Source organism: Mycobacterium asiaticum DSM 44297 (genome assembly GCF_000613245.1).
In the GTDB taxonomy this organism is placed as follows: Bacteria; Actinomycetota; Actinomycetes; order Mycobacteriales; family Mycobacteriaceae; genus Mycobacterium; species Mycobacterium asiaticum.
Genome location: NZ_HG964939.1, coordinates 327,931 through 348,023, shown reverse-complemented (window position 1 = coordinate 348,023; position 20,093 = coordinate 327,931). Strand labels below are relative to the sequence as shown.

The 20,093-nt window shown below is 65.5% G+C and carries 14 protein-coding genes; 9 read left to right on the top strand and 5 right to left on the bottom strand.

What is annotated here, in order from left to right; translation table 11 throughout:
* The first annotated feature begins 5 nt into the window (after window positions 1-5).
* The gene (locus tag BN972_RS25525) at window positions 6-281 is read left to right on the top strand and encodes a DUF2537 domain-containing protein (RefSeq protein WP_036365893.1); all 276 of its coding nucleotides are present in this window, start codon (window positions 6-8) and stop codon (window positions 279-281) included.
* Here the strand turns inward: BN972_RS25525 and sepH are convergent.
* Together sepH and serC are read right to left on the bottom strand one after the other, a co-directional pair.
* Window positions 278-1,072, bottom strand: coding sequence for a septation protein SepH (sepH, locus tag BN972_RS25520; RefSeq protein ID WP_036365890.1), 795 nt, complete (start codon window positions 1,070-1,072; stop codon window positions 278-280). The genes BN972_RS25525 and sepH overlap by 4 nt on opposite strands.
* 119 nt (window positions 1,073-1,191) lie before the next feature.
* The gene (serC, locus tag BN972_RS25515; RefSeq protein WP_036364588.1) at window positions 1,192-2,310 is read right to left on the bottom strand and encodes a phosphoserine transaminase; all 1,119 of its coding nucleotides are present in this window, start codon (window positions 2,308-2,310) and stop codon (window positions 1,192-1,194) included.
* A 183-nt stretch (window positions 2,311-2,493) separates the two neighbouring features.
* Here serC and BN972_RS25510 point away from each other — a divergent pair, with 183 nt between their 5' ends.
* Both BN972_RS25510 and BN972_RS25505 read left to right on the top strand, forming a co-directional pair.
* Window positions 2,494-3,519, top strand: coding sequence for an AurF N-oxygenase family protein (locus BN972_RS25510; RefSeq protein WP_036364586.1), 1,026 nt, complete (start codon window positions 2,494-2,496; stop codon window positions 3,517-3,519).
* Window positions 3,520-3,558: 39 nt separating this feature from the next.
* The gene (locus BN972_RS25505) at window positions 3,559-5,253 is read left to right on the top strand and encodes an FAD-dependent oxidoreductase (RefSeq protein WP_036364584.1); all 1,695 of its coding nucleotides are present in this window, start codon (window positions 3,559-3,561) and stop codon (window positions 5,251-5,253) included.
* Here the strand turns inward: BN972_RS25505 and BN972_RS25500 are convergent.
* On the bottom strand, window positions 5,250-5,705 hold the full coding sequence (locus BN972_RS25500) for a VOC family protein (RefSeq protein ID WP_036365887.1): 456 nt from the start codon (window positions 5,703-5,705) through the stop codon (window positions 5,250-5,252). The two genes, BN972_RS25505 and BN972_RS25500, sit on opposite strands and share 4 nt — an antisense overlap.
* Window positions 5,706-5,948: 243 nt before the next feature.
* On the opposite strand from BN972_RS25500, the gene BN972_RS27915 reads away from it, so the two are divergent.
* Window positions 5,949-6,560, top strand: a complete 612-nt coding sequence (locus BN972_RS27915; protein ID WP_051545810.1) for a TetR/AcrR family transcriptional regulator — start codon at window positions 5,949-5,951, stop codon at window positions 6,558-6,560.
* Window positions 6,557-7,303, top strand: coding sequence for a sterol desaturase family protein (locus tag BN972_RS25490; RefSeq protein ID WP_158086297.1), 747 nt, complete (start codon window positions 6,557-6,559; stop codon window positions 7,301-7,303). Before BN972_RS27915 ends, BN972_RS25490 begins: the two co-directional genes overlap by 4 nt.
* Here the strand turns inward: BN972_RS25490 and BN972_RS25485 are convergent.
* Complete coding sequence (locus tag BN972_RS25485) at window positions 7,290-8,411, bottom strand: citrate synthase 2 (protein ID WP_036364578.1); 1,122 nt, start codon at window positions 8,409-8,411, stop codon at window positions 7,290-7,292. The two genes, BN972_RS25490 and BN972_RS25485, sit on opposite strands and share 14 nt — an antisense overlap.
* A gap of 106 nt (window positions 8,412-8,517) precedes the next feature.
* Here BN972_RS25485 and pdxH point away from each other — a divergent pair, with 106 nt between their 5' ends.
* Together pdxH and BN972_RS25475 are read left to right on the top strand one after the other, a co-directional pair.
* On the top strand, window positions 8,518-9,144 hold the full coding sequence (gene pdxH / locus BN972_RS25480) for a pyridoxamine 5'-phosphate oxidase (protein ID WP_080697235.1): 627 nt from the start codon (window positions 8,518-8,520) through the stop codon (window positions 9,142-9,144).
* Between the two features lie 29 nt (window positions 9,145-9,173).
* Window positions 9,174-10,448, top strand: coding sequence for an MFS transporter (locus tag BN972_RS25475; RefSeq protein ID WP_036364572.1), 1,275 nt, complete (start codon window positions 9,174-9,176; stop codon window positions 10,446-10,448).
* Here BN972_RS25475 and BN972_RS25470 read toward each other — a convergent pair.
* Window positions 10,408-18,309 (bottom strand): BTAD domain-containing putative transcriptional regulator, encoded by a 7,902-nt coding sequence (locus BN972_RS25470; protein ID WP_036364569.1) that lies wholly within the window; start codon window positions 18,307-18,309, stop codon window positions 10,408-10,410. The two genes, BN972_RS25475 and BN972_RS25470, sit on opposite strands and share 41 nt — an antisense overlap.
* A gap of 218 nt (window positions 18,310-18,527) precedes the next feature.
* Between BN972_RS25470 and BN972_RS28610 the strand changes: the two genes are divergently transcribed.
* Both BN972_RS28610 and BN972_RS30690 read left to right on the top strand, forming a co-directional pair.
* Window positions 18,528-19,025, top strand: a complete 498-nt coding sequence (locus BN972_RS28610; protein ID WP_235192587.1) for a PE family protein — start codon at window positions 18,528-18,530, stop codon at window positions 19,023-19,025.
* Window positions 19,026-19,089: 64 nt separating this feature from the next.
* A partial coding sequence (locus tag BN972_RS30690; RefSeq protein ID WP_036365878.1) for an AAA family ATPase occupies window positions 19,090-20,093 on the top strand: 1,004 nt, incomplete at its 3' end.

The following is a 20,093-nucleotide window of genomic DNA, read 5'->3' as shown; positions in this document are numbered from 1 at the left end:
GTGTGGTGAACGACGAGTCCGTCCCGTGGGCAACGGGTTTGGCGGTGGCCGGCTTCGTCGCCGCGGTCACGGGCGCGGCGATCGTGGTGTTGAGTCTCGGTCTGATCCGGGTGCACCCACTGCTGGCGGTGGGGCTGAACGTCGTGGCGGTCGGGGGACTGGCGCCGACGTTCTGGGGCTGGCGACACAAATTGGTGCTGCGGTGGTTAGTGCTGGGCGCCGGGGTCGGCGTCGCTGGGGCGTGGCTGGCCCTGCTCGCGTTGACGTTGTTGGGCGGCTAACGCTGACCGCTTGAGCGCACCCCGAGCAGCACGTCCTCCCACGCGGGGATAGCTGGCTTGCCGCGCCGGCTGGCGGGCTGCTCGGCCGGCGGAGTGGGAGCGGTGGGTGCAGCCGGTGCCGGGGGCGCGGCCGGCGGTGCGGGTTCCGCGACCGCGTCTGCGGTTTCAAAGGCCAGCCGTGCCACCGGCGCCAGTTGCCGGGGCTTGAAGTCCGGGTCGATCAGCTCGCTGGCGGCGTCGTCGATCGCGGTGACCGTGCCGCCGTGGGCGCCCGGGGTGAAGCGGAAATGCGCCACATTGTCCGACCGGCCAGCCTGCCAGCCCAGCTGTACCGTCCACCGGCTGTCCTCGTTGCGCCAGGCGTCCCAGCTGAGCTTGTCCCCGCTCAGGCCCCGGGCCACCAGCGCCGCGGTGACCGTTTCCAGCAGGGTCAGCACCGCCGGTCCGTCCGCCAGCACGGGGTGCGCCGCGGTGGCGAGCTCGGCGGCGCGGAAACGTTCGAGTAGTACCGGGTTGGCGAACCGCTGGATGCGGGACACGTCTGATCCCGATGCGGCCGCCACCTGTTCGACGGAAGCCCCGGCCCGGATCTTGGCTTGGATCTCCTTGGGACTGAGCATGTTTGTGACGACGATGTCCAGCGCCGGTTGCTCCGGCGGGATCGGCTCGCCGGCCAGCACCGCCCGCAGCCGATCGTCGAACGGCAACCGGAACTTCTCGGCCGAGCTGGCACCCTCGCAGAGGACGTATTTGCCGTCGGGGTCGAGCCCAACCACTTTGAGTTCCCGCATGGCTTCTCCTCGCAGGCTCCGAGCAATCAGCGCCGGACCCATTACGTGCGCACTTTAATGCAGCAAACCCCGCAACCGATGCTGACACGCTGGATGGTTGCGGGCTGATAACGGGCCGGTTAAAGCCGCTCGACTACCCAGTCGATGCAGGCGATGAGCGCGCTGATGTCATCGGGGTCGACGGCCGGGAACATCGCGATCCGCAACTGGTTGCGGCCCAGCTTGCGGTACGGCTCGGTGTCGACGATGCCGTTTGCCCGCAGCGTCTTGGCGACGGCCCCGGCGTCGACATCGTCGACGAAGTCGATGGTGCCCACCACCTGCGAGCGCAGCGCCGGGTCGGTGACGAACGGGGTCGTGTAGGGCCGCTCCTCCGCCCACGAATACAACCGCTGCGACGAATCCGCGGTGCGCTTGACCGCCCAGTCCAGGCCGCCGTTGCTGAGCAGCCAGTCGACCTGCTCGGCCATCAGCGCCAGCGTGGCGATCGCCGGCGTGTTGTAGGTCTGGTTCTTCACGCTGTTCTCGATCGCGACGGGCAACGACAAGAAGTCCGGCACCCAGCGCCCCGACGCCGCGATGGCCTCGACGCGGGCCAGCGCCGCTGGGCTCATGACGGCCAGCCACAGCCCGCCGTCGCTGGCGAAATTCTTTTGCGGGGCGAAGTAGTAGGCGTCGACGTCGGTGATGTCGACCGGCAATCCACCCGCACCTGACGTGGCGTCGATGACGACCAACGCATCGCCGGAGTCGGCGGGGCGGCGCACCGGTACCGCGACCCCGGTCGACGTCTCGTTGTGAGCCCACGCGATCACGTCGACCGACGGGTCTGATTGCGGTTCGGGCGCGCTGCCGGGGTCCGCCTTGACGATGATCGGGTCGCCGACGAAGGGGTTCTTCGCCACGCCCGAAGCGAACTTGGAGCTGAATTCGCCGTAGGTCAGGTGCAGCGATCGCTTGTCGATCAGGCCGAATGCCGCCGCGTCCCAGAAGGCGGTCGCGCCGCCGTTGCCCAGCACCACCTCGTAGCCGTCCGGCGTCGAAAACAGCTCAGCTAGGCCTGAGCGAACCCGTCCTACCAGATTCTTCACCGGCGCTTGCCGATGCGAGGTGCCGAACAGCTCGGCAGCGGTGGTGGTCAGCGCTTGCAGCTGTTCGGGTCGCACCTTCGAGGGGCCGCAGCCGAAGCGGCCATCGCGAGGTTTCAGGTCGGCGGGAATCTCGAGCTGGTCAGCCATGGTGATCAGGGTAGTGAGCCATGCTGCGCGCTAGCTGAACGGGCCGCTGCTGTGATCTGGGCCACACGCGATGGGTAGATGCTGCGCAGGCCACAGCAGCAGCTGGAGGCCTGGATAATTCCCAGTACCGCCGGTACCGTATTTCTCAACCGTCCGATGTACACCTCAGTGGGGAGGCTTTGAATGGCCAGGACGCGCATGGTTCGACGGTGGCGCCGCAACATGGAAGTGCGGGACGACACCGAGTACGTGGAGATGCTCGCCACGCTGTCCGAGGGGTCGGTGCGACGAAACTTCAATCCGTACACCGACATCGACTGGGATTCGCCCGAGTTCGCGGTCACTGACGACGACCCCCGCTGGATACTGCCGGCGACCGACCCGCTAGGCCGGCACCCGTGGTATCAGGCGCAGCCGGACGAGAAGAAGATCAAGATCGGGATGTGGCGGCAGGCCAACGTCGCCAAGGTCGGGCTGCATTTCGAGTCCATCCTGATCCGCGGACTGATGAACTACACCTTCTGGGTGCCGAACGGATCGCCGGAGTACCGATACTGCCTGCATGAATCGGTCGAAGAGTGCAACCACACCATGATGTTCCAGGAGATGGTGAACCGCGTGGGCGCCGACGTGCCGGGGATGCCACGGCGGCTGCGCTGGGTCTCGCCGATGGTTCCGCTGGTGGCTGGTCCGCTGCCGGTGGCGTTCTTCATCGGTGTGCTCGCCGGCGAGGAGCCGATCGACCACACTCAGAAGCAGGTGCTGCGCGAGGGCAAGTCGCTGCACCCAATCATGGAGCGGGTCATGGCCATTCACGTGGCCGAGGAGGCACGACACATCTCCTTTGCCCACGAGTTCCTCCGGAAGCGGTTGCCGCACCTGACCAAATGGCAGCGGTTCTGGGTTTCGCTGTACTTCCCGCTGACGATGCGGATGCTGTGCAACGCGATTCTGATCCCGCCGAAGGCTTTCTGGGAGGAGTTCGACATCCCACGCTCAGTGAAGAAGGAGCTTTTCTTCCGGTCGCCGGAATCACGAAAGTGGCTGCGCGACATGTTTTCCGACGTCCGCATGCTGGCCTACGACACCGGGCTGCTGGAGAATCGCTCGGCTCGGCTGATGTGGCGGCTCTGCAAGATCAACGGCAAGCCGTCGCGCTATCGCAGCGAGCCGCAGCGCCAACACCTGGCTCCGGTCAGCGCGGCGTAATGTCAACCGGCCCCTGCGGGCCTTGAAGGGTTAGTTCACATGCCGCACGTGATAACTCAGTCGTGCTGCAATGACGGGTCCTGCGTCTTCGCGTGTCCGGTCAATTGCATTCATCCCTCACCGGACGAACCGGGCTTTGCCACATCGGAGATGCTTTACATCGATCCGGTCGCTTGTGTCGACTGCGGCGCCTGCGTGAGCGCCTGCCCCGTGGGCGCAATCGTTCCCGACAGTCGACTGGACATCAAGCAACTGCCGTTCGTTGATATCAATGCGTCGTTCTACCCGGAGCGGCCGGCCGGTGTGAAGTTGCCGCCGACATCCAAGCTTGCACCGGTGATCCCGGCCGCGGAGCTGCGGCCGCACCGGCATCCGCTGACGGTGGCTATTGTCGGCTCGGGTCCGGCGGCGATGTATGCCGCCGACGAGCTGCTCATTCAGCACGGCGTGCGAGTTAATGTCTTCGAAAAGCTGCCCACGCCTTACGGTTTGGTGCGCGCCGGGGTCGCCCCCGATCACCAGCACACCAAGCAGGTCACGCGGCTATTCGATCGGGTGACCGGCCACCGCCGCTTCCGGTTCTACCTCAATGTCGAGGTCGGTAAGCACGTGACGCACGCTGAGCTGTTGGCTCATCACCACGCCGTGCTGTACGCGGTCGGCGCCCCCGACGACCGGCGGCTCCAAGTCGACGGTATGGGCATGCCGGGCACCGGTACGGCCACCGAGTTGGTCGCGTGGATCAACGGGCACCCGGACTACGCCCAACTGGCGGTCGATCTCAGTCACGAGCGGGTCGTGGTGATCGGCAACGGAAACGTCGCCCTCGATGTTGCACGTATGCTGACCGCCGACCCAGATGCTCTGGCCCACACTGACATTGCCGATCACGCCCTTAAGGCATTCCGCAAGTCGGCGGTACGTGAGGTGGTGATCGCCGCCCGCCGTGGTCCGGCCCACGCGGCCTTCACCCTGCCCGAGTTGATCGGACTGACGGGCGCCGCCGAGGTCGTGCTGGATCCCGAGGATCACCAACGGGTGCGTCGGGACCTGGCGACGGCGTCAGACCCGTTGTGCAAGAAGAAGCTGGAGATCCTCAGCACGCTGGGCGACGGTTCGGCGCCGGTGGCGCGGCCACGCATCCGGTTGGCCTTCGAACTGACGCCGCAGCGGGTGCTGGGTGCTCAGCGGACCGCCGGGGTGGAGTTCTCGGTCACCGGCACCGACGAGCTGCAACGGATCGCCGCCGGCTTGGTGCTGACCTCGATCGGCTATCGCGGCAAGGCTATTCGGGATCTACCGTTCGACGAGTCGGCAGCCGTCGTCCCCAACGACGGCGGCCGCGTCACCGACCCAGGCACCGGTGAACCGGTCACCGGCGCCTATGTCGCCGGCTGGATCAAACGCGGGCCGACCGGCTTCATCGGCACCAACAAATCGTGCTCCTTTGAGACGGTTCAAGCGCTGGTGGCCGACTTCAACGCGGGCAAACTGACCGACCCGGTGGCCAAGCCGGCGGCGCTGGCCGAGCTGATCGCCGCCCGCCAGCCTGATGTCGTCGATTACGCGGGCTGGCGCGCCATCGACTCTGCCGAAGTTGCGCGCGGCGACATCGACGGCCGCCCACGCAACAAGTTCATCGACCCCACCGAGATGCTTGCCGTCGCGGCCACCGCCCCGCAGGCGCCGTCCAAGCGACGACGCCTGCTGGCGCGGCTGCGCGAGCTGGTCTAGCCGGCCTGGGCGGACATCGCCTCTCGCAATTCCTCCATGCTGACCTCACGCACCGGCTGACCCAGCGACCAGTTGTGTCCGAACGGATCGGCGAGCACGCCGTAGCGGTCACCCCAGAACTGGTCCTCCAGCGGCATAACCACGGTGGCTCCAGCATCGATTGCCCGTTGAAACTTGGTTTCGACGTCGGTGACGGTGAGGTGAATGGTGACCGGTGTGCCCCCGAGCGCCTTGGGCGTCATCGACTGGCCGCTGCACATCTCCGGGAAGTCGTCGTTCAGCATGACCGTGAAGCCGTTGATTTGCACCGCGGCATGGATGAGCCGACCGTCCGGGCCGGGCACCCGGCCCAGCTCGACTGCGTCGAACGCCTTGACGTAGAAGTCGATCGCAGCCGCAGCATTGTCGACCACGAGGTGCGGGGACAGTGCAGGTTCGACGTTGATGGCCATCATCACTCCTCTGTTGTTGGTAACGCCCACCCAGGGCTCACGAGTACTGACTGAGCCGGGCCGCATTTCTCATCGCGGGCCGGCGCTGGGCCGTACACCCCGACGGTAAACCCACCCACCGACAGGCGGCTGGCCGCTAATCCGGCCGGGCATTGTGCATCGAGATAGCTGCTGATACATTCGTCTCAGTCATTGGTGATACAACTGTCTCATCAACCATCTCCGATCTGGGAGGGAGTTCGCGTGAGCGGGACGACGCTGACGATTCACCGCACGCTGGACGCGCGGCAGCGAGATGTGCGCGAGCGACTTCTGGCGGCGGCACGCCAGCTGATCCGCGAACACGGTCACGAAGTAGTGCGGATGGAGCAGATCGCCGGGGCGGCCGGCGTATCCAGGGCCACCACCTACCGCTATTTCGCCTCGAAGGAACACGTGGTCTGCGAAGCGGCCCTGGCCTGGGGGCAGCAGGTGGCGCAGCGCATTCCGCAGGCGATTGCGTCAGCCGAGCCGACAGCGGCCATCGACGTGGCCATCGAGCAGGTGGTGCGGGAAGCGGCGTCGGATCTGGCGATGGTCCGCGCCACCATGGCCTCGGTGCTTGCCCAGGGCCCAGTCGCCGAGCAGTTCCGCATGGGTGTGCGTCAGATGTTCCTGGACCTCGTGGGCGGTGCCGTCGACGAGGTGCCACCCTCGTTGTCCCTCGACCCGGCGCTGACGGTACTGGGGCGGGTCTTCTTCGCCGACCTAGCTCTGCTCGGGGTCGGTGACATCACCGTGGAGCAATGCATCACCGAGCTTCGGCTGGCCGCGGCGCGGCTGCTGCCGATCGGGGACCACCAGGAGGAACAATGAATCAAACAGCGCTGCAACCCGTTTGGTCTTGGTTGCGGGATACCCTCGGGGTGGGATTCTTCGAATTCCCGTTGTATTTTCTGCCCGTCGTCGTCGCGGTCGTGCTGGTAACCGGCGTCATCTACTCGATATTCGACGTCGCTGTCTACCAACGGATCTCGGCACGAGCGGCTATGAAACTCGGCCTGCGCATCATGTCGACCTATGTCGGCGCCGCGGTCGCATTCTTCGTGCTGCACCGCGTGTTTCGGCCATGGGTGGCTGAAGTTCCCACCGCGGCACCCACTCTGGTCGCGTTCGTCACTCAGCTTGTTTGCTTCATGATTATCGGTGAATTCCTGACCTATTGGTGGCACCGGTTGGAGCATGGCAGTCGCTGGGTTTTCCAGAAGGTGCACTACATGCATCATCGCGTCCAGTCGCCACTGACCATCTGGACCAACTTCGTCGTGCATCCCGCCGAGGGTTTGATGGTGATGCTGTGCCTCTACGTTCCGCCGTTGCTCGTCGGGGCACACCCGCTGGTGGTGGTCGCCTACGCGGTGTTGAACACCACCGCCATGGTGATCACGCACAGCGGGTACGACATGAAGCTCTACCCGCGCTGGCTGCTGCCGGCGGCGTCCGGTCACGAACTGCATCATTCCGAGAAGCGGCCGACCAACCTATCGGTGGTAATGACCTACGGCGACAGGCTGTTTGGCACGTACAAGCGGCCGCTGGCGGCGGTTACGCAGAAGTGACGACGTGGCCCCAGCCCGAGACGGACTCCGGGCTGCGCGGACCCGGACCGACGTAGATCGCCGACGGGCGCACCAGCTTGCCGAGGCGCTTCTGTTCCAGGATGTGTGCGCACCATCCGGCGGTGCGGCCGCAGGTGAACATGGCCGGCATCATGCTGGCCGGTACGCCGGCGAAGTCCAGGATGACCGCGGCCCAGAACTCGACATTGGTCTCGATCGCCCGGTCTGGGCGCCGCTCCCGCAACTCGGCCAGGGCGGCCTGCTCGACGGCGGCAGCGACCTCGTAACGGGGCGCGCCCAGCCGCTTGGCGGTGGCCCGCAGCACCCGGGCGCGCGGGTCTTCGGCGCGATAGACCCGATGCCCGAAGCCCATCAACTTCTCTTTGCGGTCCAGGATGCCCTTGACCAGACCGCGGGCATCGTCGGTGCGCTCGACTTCTTCGATCATCGGCAGCACACGTGCCGGAGCCCCGCCGTGCAGCGGGCCGCTCATCGCCCCGATGGCCCCGGACAGGGCCGCGGCCACGTCGGCTCCGGTCGAGGCGATCACCCGTGCGGTGAAGGTTGAGGCGTTCATCCCGTGTTCGGCCGCGGACACCCAGTAGGCGTCGATCGCCTCGATGTGCTTGGGGTCGGGCTCGCCTTTCCAGCGAGTCATGAAACGTGCTGTCACGGTGGTGCACTGGTCGATCATGCGCTGCGGGACTGCGGGCTGGTAGATGCCGCGTCCGGATTGCGCGACATAGGACAGGGCCATCACCGAAGCGCGGGCGAGCTGGTCGCGGGCGGTGGGTTCGTTGGTGTCCAGCAACGGCTTGTAGCCCCAGATGGGCGCCAGCATGGCCAGGCCGGCCTGCACATCGACCCGCACGTCGCCGGTGTGGATCGGCAACGGGAACGGCTCGGCCGGCGGCAAGCCGCGACCGAAATCACCGTCGACCAAAAGCGCCCACACATCGCCGAACGTGACACCGCGACCGATCAAGTCCTCGATGTCGACGCCCCGATAGCGCAACGCGCCGCCGTCCTTGTCGGGTTCGGCGATTTTGGTGGTGAAGGCCACCACGCCTTCCAGGCCTGGGACAAAATCCTCCGGGACCACAGTCATGGGCAGATTGTTGCACCCGCCCCTGGGGCCTCTGCTACCGGCCGGTAACCGGCCGCCGAGTAGCGTGGGGACGGTGACGGGACCTGACGTGCGGCACCTGGCCGGGATGCGGGTTGAGTACGGATCCGTCGAGAAAGACGGCAGTCCCGACCTCGACGCGGACTGGCTCGCCGACGGCTGGCTTGCCTTGTTCCGGGCCTGGATGGCCGATGCTGAGCGGGCCGGCATCGCCGAACCCAACGCCATGGTGCTGGCCACCGTCGCCGAGGGCAGACCCGTCAGCCGCTCGGTGCTGTGCAAGAACGCGGACGAAACCGGCATCACCTTCTTCACCAACTACGACTCCGCGAAGGGGCTCGAGTTGGCGGCGACGCCGTACGCCTCGGCTACGTTTCCGTGGTATCTGCTCGGCCGTCAGATCCATATCCGGGGACCGGTGAGCCGGGTGGATCGTCAGGTCACCGAGGATTACTGGTCCAAGCGCCCGCGTGGTTCGCAGCTGGGTGCCTGGGCTTCACACCAATCCCGGCCGATCGCCTCGCGGGCGGCACTGCTTGAGCAACTGGCCGAGGTGACCGCTCGCTTCGCCGACTCCGAGCAGGTGCCCGTCCCGCCGAACTGGGGCGGCTATCTGATCGCCCCCGAGGTCGTGGAGTTCTGGCAGGGGCGGGAAGACCGGGTGCACAACCGGATTCGCGTTGTCGGCGGCCAGGTGGAGCGCCTGCAGCCCTGACCGTCGGTCGGCCACTACGCTCGTCGGGGATGTCTGTCTTCGCGGATACCACTCCGCTGCGCACACCCGATTTCCGCCGGCTTTGGGTCGCCGGAATCCCGACTGTCATCGGTGCGAACCTGACGATTTTCGCCGTTCCCGTGCAGATCTACGCGTTGACCCAGAACTCCGGTTACGTCGGTCTGGCCGGCTTGTTCTCGCTGCTTCCGCTGGTGGTGTTCGGCCTACTGGGCGGTGCCTGGGCGGACGCGATGGATCGGCGGTCGCTGTTGATCGTCGCCTCCTGCGGGCTAGCGGTGGCGTCCCTGCTGTTGTGGTTGCAAGCCGTGCTGGCCGTGAACAACGTCTGGGCAGTGCTCTGTCTGCTGGCGGTCCAGCAGGCGTTCTTCGCGGTCAATTCACCGGCGCGCTCCGCGGCGATCCCGCGCATGGTGTCCGGTGAGCAATTGCCGGCCGCTAACGCGCTGAACATGACCGTGGGCCAGTTCGGTGCAATCGCCGGCCCGTTGCTGGCCGGTGTGCTGCTGAACTGGGTGGACCTGTCCACGCTGTACCTGCTCGACGCGCTGACATGCCTGTTGCCGATCTGGGCGACCGTCCGGCTGACGCCGATGCCTGCCGTGGCGTCCGACGACAGGCGACGGTGGGGGATCGGTGCGGTGCTGGAGGGCTTCCGCTACCTGACCGGTAACACGGTGGTGTTGATGTCGTTCGTCGTCGATCTGATCGCCATGATTCTGGGCATGCCGCGCGCGTTGTTCCCCCAGATGGCGCACCAGAGCTTCGGTGGTCCGATCGAAGGCGGCTCGGCGATGGCGCTATTGTCGGCGGCCATCGCCGTCGGCGCGGTCGTCGGTGGGGTGTTCTCCGGCTGGCTGCCCAGGATCCGACGGCAGGGCCTGACCATCGTTGTCGCGATCGTGGCGTGGGGCCTGGCGATGGTGGGTTTTGGAGTGGTCAGCGGGATGGCGCACGGCCGCGCGGGCCCGATGCTCTGGATTGCGTTGGCGTTTTTGGCATTTGGCGGCGCAGCGGACATGGTGTCCGCAGCGTTCCGGTCCACGATCTTGCAGACGGCGGCCTCCGACGACGTCATCGGACGGCTGCAAGGCGTGTTCGCTGTGGTGGTCGGCGGCGGGCCCCGGCTGGCCGACACACTGCACGGAGCCGCCGCTGCGGTCGTCGGTACTTCGGCGGCCGCGGCCGGTGGTGGGCTGCTCGTTGTGGTCGGGGTGGTGTTGGCGGCGCTGATTGCGCCGGCCTTCATCCGGTATCAGGGACCGAGCTCGCCTGCCGAGCCGTGAGCTCGTCGAAACGGGCCAGGGCGGTGTCGAGGCCTGCCTCGTCGAAGATTTCGCAGCGATCGATCCGCCCCGCTTTGACGCCGAGGAGGTTGATGATGTGCCATTCGGCGTCGACGCCCTCTGCCGAGGTCCCCTGCGCCCTATACGTGACGACCGCCCCGATGTCGCTGATTCGGTGCACCGCCTCGATACGTATGACTAGGTCTGGCGTGACGTCCCAAATGCCGCGCACGGCTGCCGGCAGATCCGCGGCTTCGATGATGGCAAGTTTGCGGTGGTCGACCATGGTCCAATCCGCCGCGGGTTGTTCGCGCCGGTTGAAATCGGTGCACTCGCGTGCAATTAACGACCAGGTGTGCGCGTGGGCGGCAGCTTCGCCTGCGAGGTACCGCGCGTCGAGTTCTGCGAACGCGGCGTCCATGTCGTCGAGGCTGAAGGTGACTACCGCAACGATCCGCTCGGCCGCGTCGATTTCCAGGACGCCGAGCACCTCGGTGAAGAAGGCGTCCGCCCCCTGATTGCGACCCGAGTAATGCGCGCGTCCGAGGATGAGGCGCTGCCCTCGGGTGGCAAGGACGGCCGTGGTGACAACTCTTGTCCCGAGGTCCGCTGTCGCCTGCATATCCGCGATCACAGTATTTCGGCCTTGCCGGATCCCGGAGTTCACCACCCGCTGGCGATCCTCCATCCGGATGTTTTCGGTCATCGTCTGTGCCGCTGCGGCCCAGTCGCGAGCGGCGAAACATGCTGCGAGGCGGTCATTTACCCGACTTGCTGCGTTCTGGAGTTGCGGGGTCGGCGGCTGCAGCTCCGCAAACCGGGCTAACGCTGCGTCGAGGTCTGTTTCATCGAACATTTCGCAGCTGGTGATCAGGCCGTCATTTGCAGTAAAGACGACAAGCATCCGCCACTCGCCATCGAAGCCTTCGCGAGAAGTCCCTTTGGCAATATGGGTGATTACCGCACCGATGTCGGTCATCTTGTGAACGGCCTCGATGTAAACGGTGGTGTTCGTCAACTGCTCAAACGTGGCTTTCAAGTAAGCCGTTAGATTATTGGGCCCGATCATGCTGAGTGAGCGATGGTCGACCTCTAAGCAGTCAGGAGCCACCACCGGGATTTCACGCCGGTTGAGGATCGCATATGTCCGAGCGATGACCGACCACGTATGCGCCTGAGCGGCCGCTTCGCCAGCGAGGTAACGCGCGTCGAGTTCCGCTAGGGCCGCACCGATGTCGTCGTGATCAAATATTGCGAGCGCTGCAATCTGGCCGTCGTCGTTGGTTTCGACGATGTGCAGGAGATTGGTGTGGAAGGCGTCGGCTCCCTGATCGCGGCCCGACATCCGAGATCGACTTAAAGCGAGATGATTTCCGCGGGTGGCGATGAGCGTTGACGCCATATTAGTGACGCCGACATCGGACGGGGCCCGTCCATTCCCGAGGTCAGTGTATCCGGAAGCCATCTGCCGCATCACTACATCTCGGCCTCGCTGACTTTCGGCGCCAATCACCTGACGACGATCGTCGGTGCAGATGTCTTCGGACAGCAGTTCGGCCATTGCAGCCCAGTTGCGGGTTACGAAGCTGGTGCGGAATCTCTCGGCCAACCGGCTGGCGGCATTGTCCGGCAGCCTTGGCCGGGAGTGCAATTCGTCGAACCTCGCGAGAGCGCCGTCGAGGCCGGCATCATCGAACACCTCTGCTCGGCAGAGTAGATCACCGTCGAAAGCGAGGACGGCGACCGACCGCCATTCGGCGTCGAAACCCGCGACCGACGTCCCATGCGCCGCATACGTGATCACCGCTCCGAGGTCGCTAAGGCGATGCACCGACTCGATGTAGAACGTGAGCTCTGGCATCAGGGTCAATGCGGACTGGAGATAGTTGATCAATTCACCCGGCGCGAACGTCGTGCCGTGACGGTGGTCAAGATTCATGAAGTCCGCTGAAGTCCCTGGCAGCTCGTGGCGGCTCAGTGTGGCAACGCAATTGGTGACGAGCGACCACGTGTGTGCGTGCTCAGCCGCCTCACCTGCGAGGTAGCGGGCGTCGAGCTCGGTGAAGGCGGCATCGATGTCGTCGACGTCGAATGACACGGCCGCGACAAGTTGCGCGTCATCGTCGATTTGGAAAACTCCGAGCACCTCCGATAGGAAGGCTTCGGCGCCCGACTTGCGGCCCGAGTAGCTTGCCCGCAAAAGCGCGAGGTGGCTTCCGCGCGTTGCGACGACAGTCGACGTCATATCCATGGCGGGCATGCTTGCGATGGTCCGCATATCCGCGAACAGCGCGTGCTTGCCCTGTCGGATACCAGCGCCCACGACTCGGCGGCGATCGTCGGTGAAGATGTCGTCGATCATGATCTCCGCCATCGCGTCGATATCTCCTGTCGCAATGTGTTCCAGGTACCGCTTGGCGGTTCGGCTTGCGCAATTCTGCGGTTGCCGATGTGGTTGCAGTTCGTCGAATGTGGCGAGTGCAGCATCGAGGTCGATTTCGTCGAATAGCTCGCAACGATTTACCATTTCACCGTCAACTATTGAGAGAACAACCTCTCGCCACTCACCTTCCAAGCCATCGCGTGAAGTCCCGTGGGCCGTATGGCAGACCACCGCGCCAAGACTGCTCAGCCGATGTACGGCCTGTATGTACGCGACCATCTGTCCAGGCGGGAACGCTGTCACTCTCCGATGATCGACCGACATTACATCGGTTGTGAGGGGAGGGAATTCGTCGAGGCCGATCGACGCATAGCTACCCGTGATGACGCGCCATGTGTCGGCATAAGGGGCCGCTTCGCCGGCCAGGTACCGCGTTTCGAGCTCTTGTAAGGCCGCGTCGAAGCCGTCGGGATCGAATACGATCTGCGCCGCAATACGCTCGTCGGCGTCGATCTCGGCGACGAGGAGCATCTCGACGCTCGACTTATCGTGCCGCGGATCCCGGTTGGGTGAACAGCACCTGGTGAGAACCAGGCGTTCGCCACGGGTGGCAATCACGTCCGTCGTTATTGGTGCCCCCTCGGCCAAGGGCATCAGGTTCGCGATGACGGCGTCGCGGCCGGCCCACAAGCCGGAATTCTTGAGGTCATGGCGATGAACGAGAAGGCTGTCGTCGGTCAGCATCTCGCCGATTGCTGCCCAATTGCGATCCTGGAAATGCGCAAAGAAGCGGTCAATTGCCATGCTTGCCGCGTTTTGAAGTCGCACCGACTCATGCCCGAGTTGATCAAACATGGCAAGCGCGACGTCGAGGTCCGCCTCGTCGAAGATCTCGAAGCGGCTGACCCGATCGCCGTCGACGGTTTGCAGGTCGACGCTGCGCCACTCGGCGTCGAAGCCCTGCGACGAAACGGAATGTGCCACATGGGTGCACACCGCTCCCCGGTCAGTGAGTCGATGTACCGCCTCCGGGTAGAGCCGTACGTTGCGGTCGTGGTTGACCGCATCGCTGATGAACGGGATCAAGTCGCCGGGGGCGAACGCCGCACCTCGGCGGTGGTCCACGCTGACGCACTTCGTCATGGTCGCGGGTGTCTCTCCTCGGTTGAGCGCAGCGGGCCCGGTCGTGATCACCGCCCAGGTATGGGCGTGTGCGGAGGCTTCGCCGGACAAATACCTGCGATCGAGTTCAGCGACCGCTGCATCGAAGTTCTCGAGGTCGAAAACCACACGTGCAGTCACCTTTTCGTCGGTGTTCACCTCCACCACGTCAAGCACGTCGATGCCGAATGCACCCGGATGTTCGTCTCCGAACGAAGACCGGACGCGATTCAATACAAGCCGCGCCCCGCGCACCGCGATGATGTCGGTCACCATGCTCTTCACCCCGGCATTAGCCACAACCATGATCTCGGCAATCACCGCATCACGGCCCCGTCGCAGCCCCGCACCAACCACTGTCCGCCGGTCATCCTGCATGATGTCCGTTGCCAGCGTTTCGGCGAGGGCAGCCCAATCGCCAGCGACGATGCGCGAGGCGACGCGCCGGCTCACCAGGCCCGCCAGGTTCTCCAACTTCGATGGTTGAATGTCCGCCGAAGAGTCTTGTGCCGCACCAAGTCCGGACCTGGACTGATCCAGTGCGGTCGTCGACGGTTGAGCGACGCGCTGGCCCAGGAACGCGCGCGCCTTCTCGGCCAGTACCGCCGCCCCTTTCTGTTCGTAGAGGCTCTCCGCTTGCGTGGCGGCGGCCCGTGCCCGCGCGGCATCACCGGCGGCGTCGGAAACCGTTGCCAGTCCCAGGCATGCGTCGGCATGGTCGACCAGCAGGTCGGTGCGCTCGGCGAGGCGGACCGCATCCTCGGCGACCTGACGGGCCTCGACATGTTCGTGACGGCGTGACAACAAGTGTCCACGCAGCGTGCGCCACGCAATCGAGGGCTTGAGTGCATGGCCCGCGAGACGTTCACTCTCGACGCACAAAGCGTCCGCCTCGGCGTCTCGGTCGAGCATCAGGCAGGTCCGTCCGAGCAGCGCCGCCGTTTCGGCGGTGTCCGCATCGAGGTGCATTCGCCGGAAGCCGTTGTAGGCCTGGCGAAGGTGCGGCTCGGCGCCGGCGGCATTGTCGGCGACGAGCTCGACGATGCCGGCGAACTGTTCGACTTCAAGCAGCGCGTGGCGCAAGCCGAGTTCGGTGACCGTGCGCCTGGCCGAGTCGATCATCCGTCGGGCCGCAGCCGCGCGGCCGCGGAAGGCCTCCAGCACGGCCTGACACCGCGTAGAGGTGGCCTCGACGGAGGGCGAATCGGTGGTGATACGCAACAGCCGCACCACGTCGAGGCATCGGCCACCAGCGCGCGACACCGGGTTCGGTCCCCAGAGCGCTGCGAGCGGTGCACCGGCCAGAACCGCGTTCACCCGGCGGTGTTCACGCGCCCGTCGTGCCGCGGTCAGCGCCTCGTCCAGTGCGGCCTCGCAGTCGCCGATGCGGCCAAGGCGCGCCAGGCATCCGGCGCGAACGGTGTGCGCCTTGGCTTCACCGGCGGCATCATCCAAGCCGGCGAGCTCTTCGGCGGCGGCACGCAACGCCACCTCGATTTCGTCGAGCCGGTCGGGATGGACCAACATCGACAGTTGGCCGTCAAAACACGTTGCCCAGGCTCGCAATTTGGGCGAATCGACTGTCGTCCTATGCAATTGCGAGACAGCGCCGGCAGCCGAGGTAACGTCACCCGCGGCGAGCAAGGCTTCGCAGCGGGCCACAAGTAGCTCGGCGGCCTGATCTGCCCGGTCGGGAAGTTCGTAATCGAGCTCTTCCAACGCGTGCAGAGCGCGGTCGTACAAATCGGCCGCCCCTTCGTAGGCCAGGCGCGCCATCGCTTGGTCTGCGGCTCGTCGGCAGTATTCGACTGCCTTGCGCGCGTTGCCGGCCCAGGCGCACTCGAAGTAGTGGTGCGCCAGTTCCGCCAGTAGCTCGTCCTTGGCGCCGGGCAGGTTCTCCAGCGTGGTGGCGATCCGTTGGTGTAGCCGCATACGCCGTACCGACGCGAGTTCGGCCAGCAGCGACTGGCGGACGATAGCGTGGTTGAAACGGTAACGGCCGCCGTGCTCCTCGACCACGAGTCCGGCTTGACGCGCCTCATCGAACGCGTCGACGAGGTCGCTGCCGATCACTTCCTCGACCAGATCCAGCGCGAACCGACTACCGACCACGGCGGCCGCCGCGAGGGCCTTGTTCGCCTCCGGCGAGAGCCGAGACAGCCTGCGACTCACCGCCTCTCGCACGCCCTGCGGCAGGGTGCTCTGATCCCAGACGCCGTCACTTTCGTCGACGTGGCGCAGCGCCTCGATCAGGAAGAACGGGTTTCCGCCCGTGACCGATGCCAAAGCGTGGGCCAGTTCTTCGTCGTCGTAACCGGCCTCAACGACGTAGGCGGTCACGTCGTGTTCGTCAAGCCCGTTGAGCTGCACGCGGTCCGCGGTACCGTCGCGGTGCAGATCAGCCAGCATCGCCGCCAACGGGTGGGAGCGGTCCAGGTCGGTGCTGCGGTAGGTGCCCACGACCTGCACCCGAGCTCGGTCGCCGAAGCGCAGCAGATGCCGTAACAGGAGCAGCGTCGGTTTGGCCGCCCAATGCAGGTCGTCCAGCACCAGCACGACGGGCGAAGCGGTCGAAGCTGTTTCGAGTAATGCGACGACGGCGTCGAAGAGCGCGTACCGTTCCGTGTCGGGATCCGCGCGGGCCGGCGACGCCAGATCCGGTAGGACGTCGGGCAAACCGGGGACCAAGGAGAGTAGCGCTTCCACGCCGCGCAATCCCCGCAGCCGGCCGGCGCCGACGCACGGCACCAGGGAACGCAGGGATTCCGCAAATGGCTGGTAGGGGGCGCCGAGGTCCTCGTCACAACGTCCGTAGAGCACGATCGCTCCCTGACCATGGGCTCGTTGGGACCATTCGCCGGCTAGCCGCGTCTTGCCGACGCCCGGTTCGCCGGCGATCAGCACCGCGTTCGTGCCAGCGGACTGCCATGCAGCAAGGAGCCGCTCGAGTTCTGGGCCCCGGCCGACGAATGGGCCGGGTCCGACCAATACCGATGGCAGCGGTGGCCGATCTATCGGCGTTTCAGGGATGGTTGTGTCGGGACGTTCGACGTCCAATCGGAGCTCGAAGACGTGCTCCGGGCGGGCAAGATTCCGCAATTGGCGCATACCCAAATCGGTCAGCGTGACGTCATCGGTCAATGAGTCGACGACGAGCTCGGCGCTGGCTCCCGAGCACAGGATCTGACCGCCAACCGCCAGCGACCGCAGTCGGGCGGCGCGGTTAACCGCCCGCCCGAAATAGTCGCCGTCACGGAGTTCGACTTCTCCGGTGTGCAACGCCACCCGGATCCGCATGGGTTCGGCCAGCGCCCACGGCTCGTGGGCGATTGCTTCTTGCAGTTCGATCGCGGCGGATGCCGCCGCTGATGGGCGGTCGAACACCGAGAACGTGGCATCGCCCTCGCCACGGGTCTTGATCAAACGCCCGCCGCGTGCGGTGACGACTTGTTTGACCAGTTCATCGTGTCGCGCCAGTGCTAGTGCCATTGCATCCGGTTCTGCCTCCCAGGCAGCGGTCGACCCTTCGATGTCGGTCAGCAGGAACGTGACCGTTCGCGTCACCGCCGACGGGTTCTGCGCTGCGGGGATTTCCAAACCGGGATCCTGAGCAACGATCGCTGCTTCGAGGCGCCGCAGGTTGGGCCCGGGGTCGACCCCCAACTCGTCGGCCAGCAGCACGCGCGCCCTCTGGAAGGCGCCAAGGGCTTCGCCCTGCCGGCCGGCGCGGTACAGCGCCAACATCAGCTGTGCCCAACGACTTTCGCGCAGTGGCGCTTCCGCTACCGCGGCCTCGAGCTCACCGATGATCTCTGCGGCGCGGCCGGTCGCGAGTAGCGCATCGGCACGGTCCTCCACCAGTGCGGCGTGGGCCTCGATCCATCGCGTCTTCTCGGCCGCCCCCCGTGGGCTATCGGGCAGTTCAGGGATTGCGCGCCACAGCGCCACGGCCTCATCAAAGTAGGTAACCGCTTGGCGAACCTCACCGGCGGCGACGGCCTCGCGTCCCTTCCGCGCGGCCGCTCGGTGCCGTACGGCGTCGATCTCGCTGCCCAGCAGAACCCATCCCGCCCCCTCCGTCAAGACGAAGCCGTCGCCCAAAATGCGGCGCAATAGGGAGATGTGCGTTTGCAGGGCCTTCGCGGCGGTGCGCGGGGGATTTTCACCCCATAGCATCTCGGCGAGCGCTTCAGCCGAAACCACCGAGCCGCCGTGCAGGCCGAGCATGGTGAGCAGGGCCCGCGGCTTGGCGCCGGGTATCGAGACCGGCGCGCCGCGTTGCCGAACTTGGAGAGGTCCCAAAACCCCCAGTTCCACGTCTTGAAGAGTAACCACGTCCGCAATCGTCGGGGAGAATATTCAACGCCCGGTCAAGGTCGAGTAAAAGTGCCATAATCCGGGCCATGGCGAAATCGGATCGGATTAAGTAGGCACTTACTGCTGTCCCCACCGTAGATTCGGGCCACCCTCAAGGTGCCGGCGATCTGCTTGCCGGTTCTCGCCTGGACAGTTGGGAGGGGACGAATGTGTCTCACGTGAAAGTTGCGCCCGATGTGGTGGCCGCTGCGGTCGCGGATCTGGAAACTCTGGCGGATACGGTCGAGGCGGCTCATCTCGCAACAGCGCCTAGGACTCTTGCAGTGACCCCGGCGGCCGCCGACGAGGTGTCGGTGAATATCGCGCACCTATTCTCCGGCCACGCCGAGGACTATTTCGCGGCGGCTGGGCAGGCCGCAGCGTTTCAGCAAAACTTCGCCCAAACTCTGAGTGCAAGCGCGGTGTCCTACGCCAGCGCCGAAAGTGTCAACGGCGCGTTGCTACAGGGCTTCGAGGCATTTTTTCAACAGGGGCAGAACGCTATTCTCAACGCGTTGGCCGCGTACCTGGTCTGGTCGGAATCCTGGATATCTTTCGTACCTGGCCCCCTGCGAACCTACGTGTATGCCCCGATACTTCTGGCTCTACTTGCTGCGCTTGGGAATGCGTTATTCGCGGCAATCGTTTTGCAGGCCATCGGGATGATTCCTGGATAGCGGCCGTTGGTCGTTTCGCCGCGATCTGCCCAGCACTTAAGGTGATCGCCAGTACGCTGCTCACGTGCGCTTGTCGTGGCCACTGGTGGGCCGCTCGAAGGAAATCGAGATCATCGAGGCCGCGCTCGCGGCCTCGGACGTTGCCGGGGTCATTATTTTCGGCGTAGCCGGCGTGGGTAAGAGTCGGATCGCTCGGGACGCATTGGCGGCGGCCGTCGCCCGGGGATGCGAAGGCCGTTGGGTCGTTGGCACATCAACTGCACGGGCGATTCCGCTGGGGGCTTTTACCGCCTGGGCGCCCCCGGGGGTGAGCGGCACCCTGCCGCTGCTGCGCGGAGTGATCGACGCGCTGACTGCCGCCCCTCCCGGCGTCACCGTGGTGCTGGCCGTTGACGACGTGCACCTGCTCGACGATTTGTCGATCTTCGTCTTGCACCAGATCGTGCAGCGAGGCGCGGCGAAGGTGATACTCACCGCCCGCGATGGCGACCCTATCTCCGCCGCAGCACAGGAGATATGGACCGGTGGCCAATTCGACCGGCTAGACCTGCAACCGTTGACCCTCGACCAATCCGGGGCGCTGCTTTCGGCCGTCTTGGCGGGGCCGGTGGAACCCACTGCAAATCAACGGCTTTGGGAGCTCACTCGGGGCAATACGTTGTACCTGCGCAACATCGTCGAACAAGCAGTCGCCGACGGTCGACTCGCACAACACCGCGGATATTGGCGGTGGATCGGCGAGCCGGAAATGCCTCCGGGCCTGGTTGAGCTGATCGAGTGTCGCATCGGAGCCCTGCCGAGAGCGCTGAGCGATGTCATCGACGCGGTAGCGGTGGCGGAACCAGTCGAATTGGTTTGTCTGAGACGTCTGGTCGAGCCGGCGGCCATCGAGGAGGCCGACACACGTGCCCTGATCACACTCGAGCCATCAGACGGCGGTGTCCAAGTGCGCCTTGCGCATCCGCTGTACGGCGAGGTGCGTCGACGGCGCGCCGCACCCACCCGACTGCGCCGGCTGCGTGGTTTGGTCGCTGCCGAGCTCGCCGCCGGCACCGATCGGGACGACAT

What these genes read in the sequence shown, in the direction of transcription:
- sepH (WP_036365890.1), bottom strand. Translation starts at nt 1,072, where the DNA reads ATGCGGGAACTCAAAGTGGTTGGGCTCGACCCCGACGGCAAATACGTC.
- serC (WP_036364588.1), bottom strand. Translation starts at nt 2,310, where the DNA reads ATGGCTGACCAGCTCGAGATTCCCGCCGACCTGAAACCTCGCGATGGC.
- BN972_RS25510 (WP_036364586.1), top strand. Translation starts at nt 2,494, where the DNA reads ATGGCCAGGACGCGCATGGTTCGACGGTGGCGCCGCAACATGGAAGTG.
- BN972_RS25505 (WP_036364584.1), top strand. Translation starts at nt 3,559, where the DNA reads ATGCCGCACGTGATAACTCAGTCGTGCTGCAATGACGGGTCCTGCGTC.
- BN972_RS25500 (WP_036365887.1), bottom strand. Translation starts at nt 5,705, where the DNA reads ATGGCCATCAACGTCGAACCTGCACTGTCCCCGCACCTCGTGGTCGAC.
- BN972_RS25490 (WP_158086297.1), top strand. Translation starts at nt 6,557, where the DNA reads ATGAATCAAACAGCGCTGCAACCCGTTTGGTCTTGGTTGCGGGATACC.
- BN972_RS25485 (WP_036364578.1), bottom strand. Translation starts at nt 8,411, where the DNA reads ATGACTGTGGTCCCGGAGGATTTTGTCCCAGGCCTGGAAGGCGTGGTG.
- pdxH (WP_080697235.1), top strand. Translation starts at nt 8,518, where the DNA reads ATGCGGGTTGAGTACGGATCCGTCGAGAAAGACGGCAGTCCCGACCTC.
- BN972_RS25475 (WP_036364572.1), top strand. Translation starts at nt 9,174, where the DNA reads ATGTCTGTCTTCGCGGATACCACTCCGCTGCGCACACCCGATTTCCGC.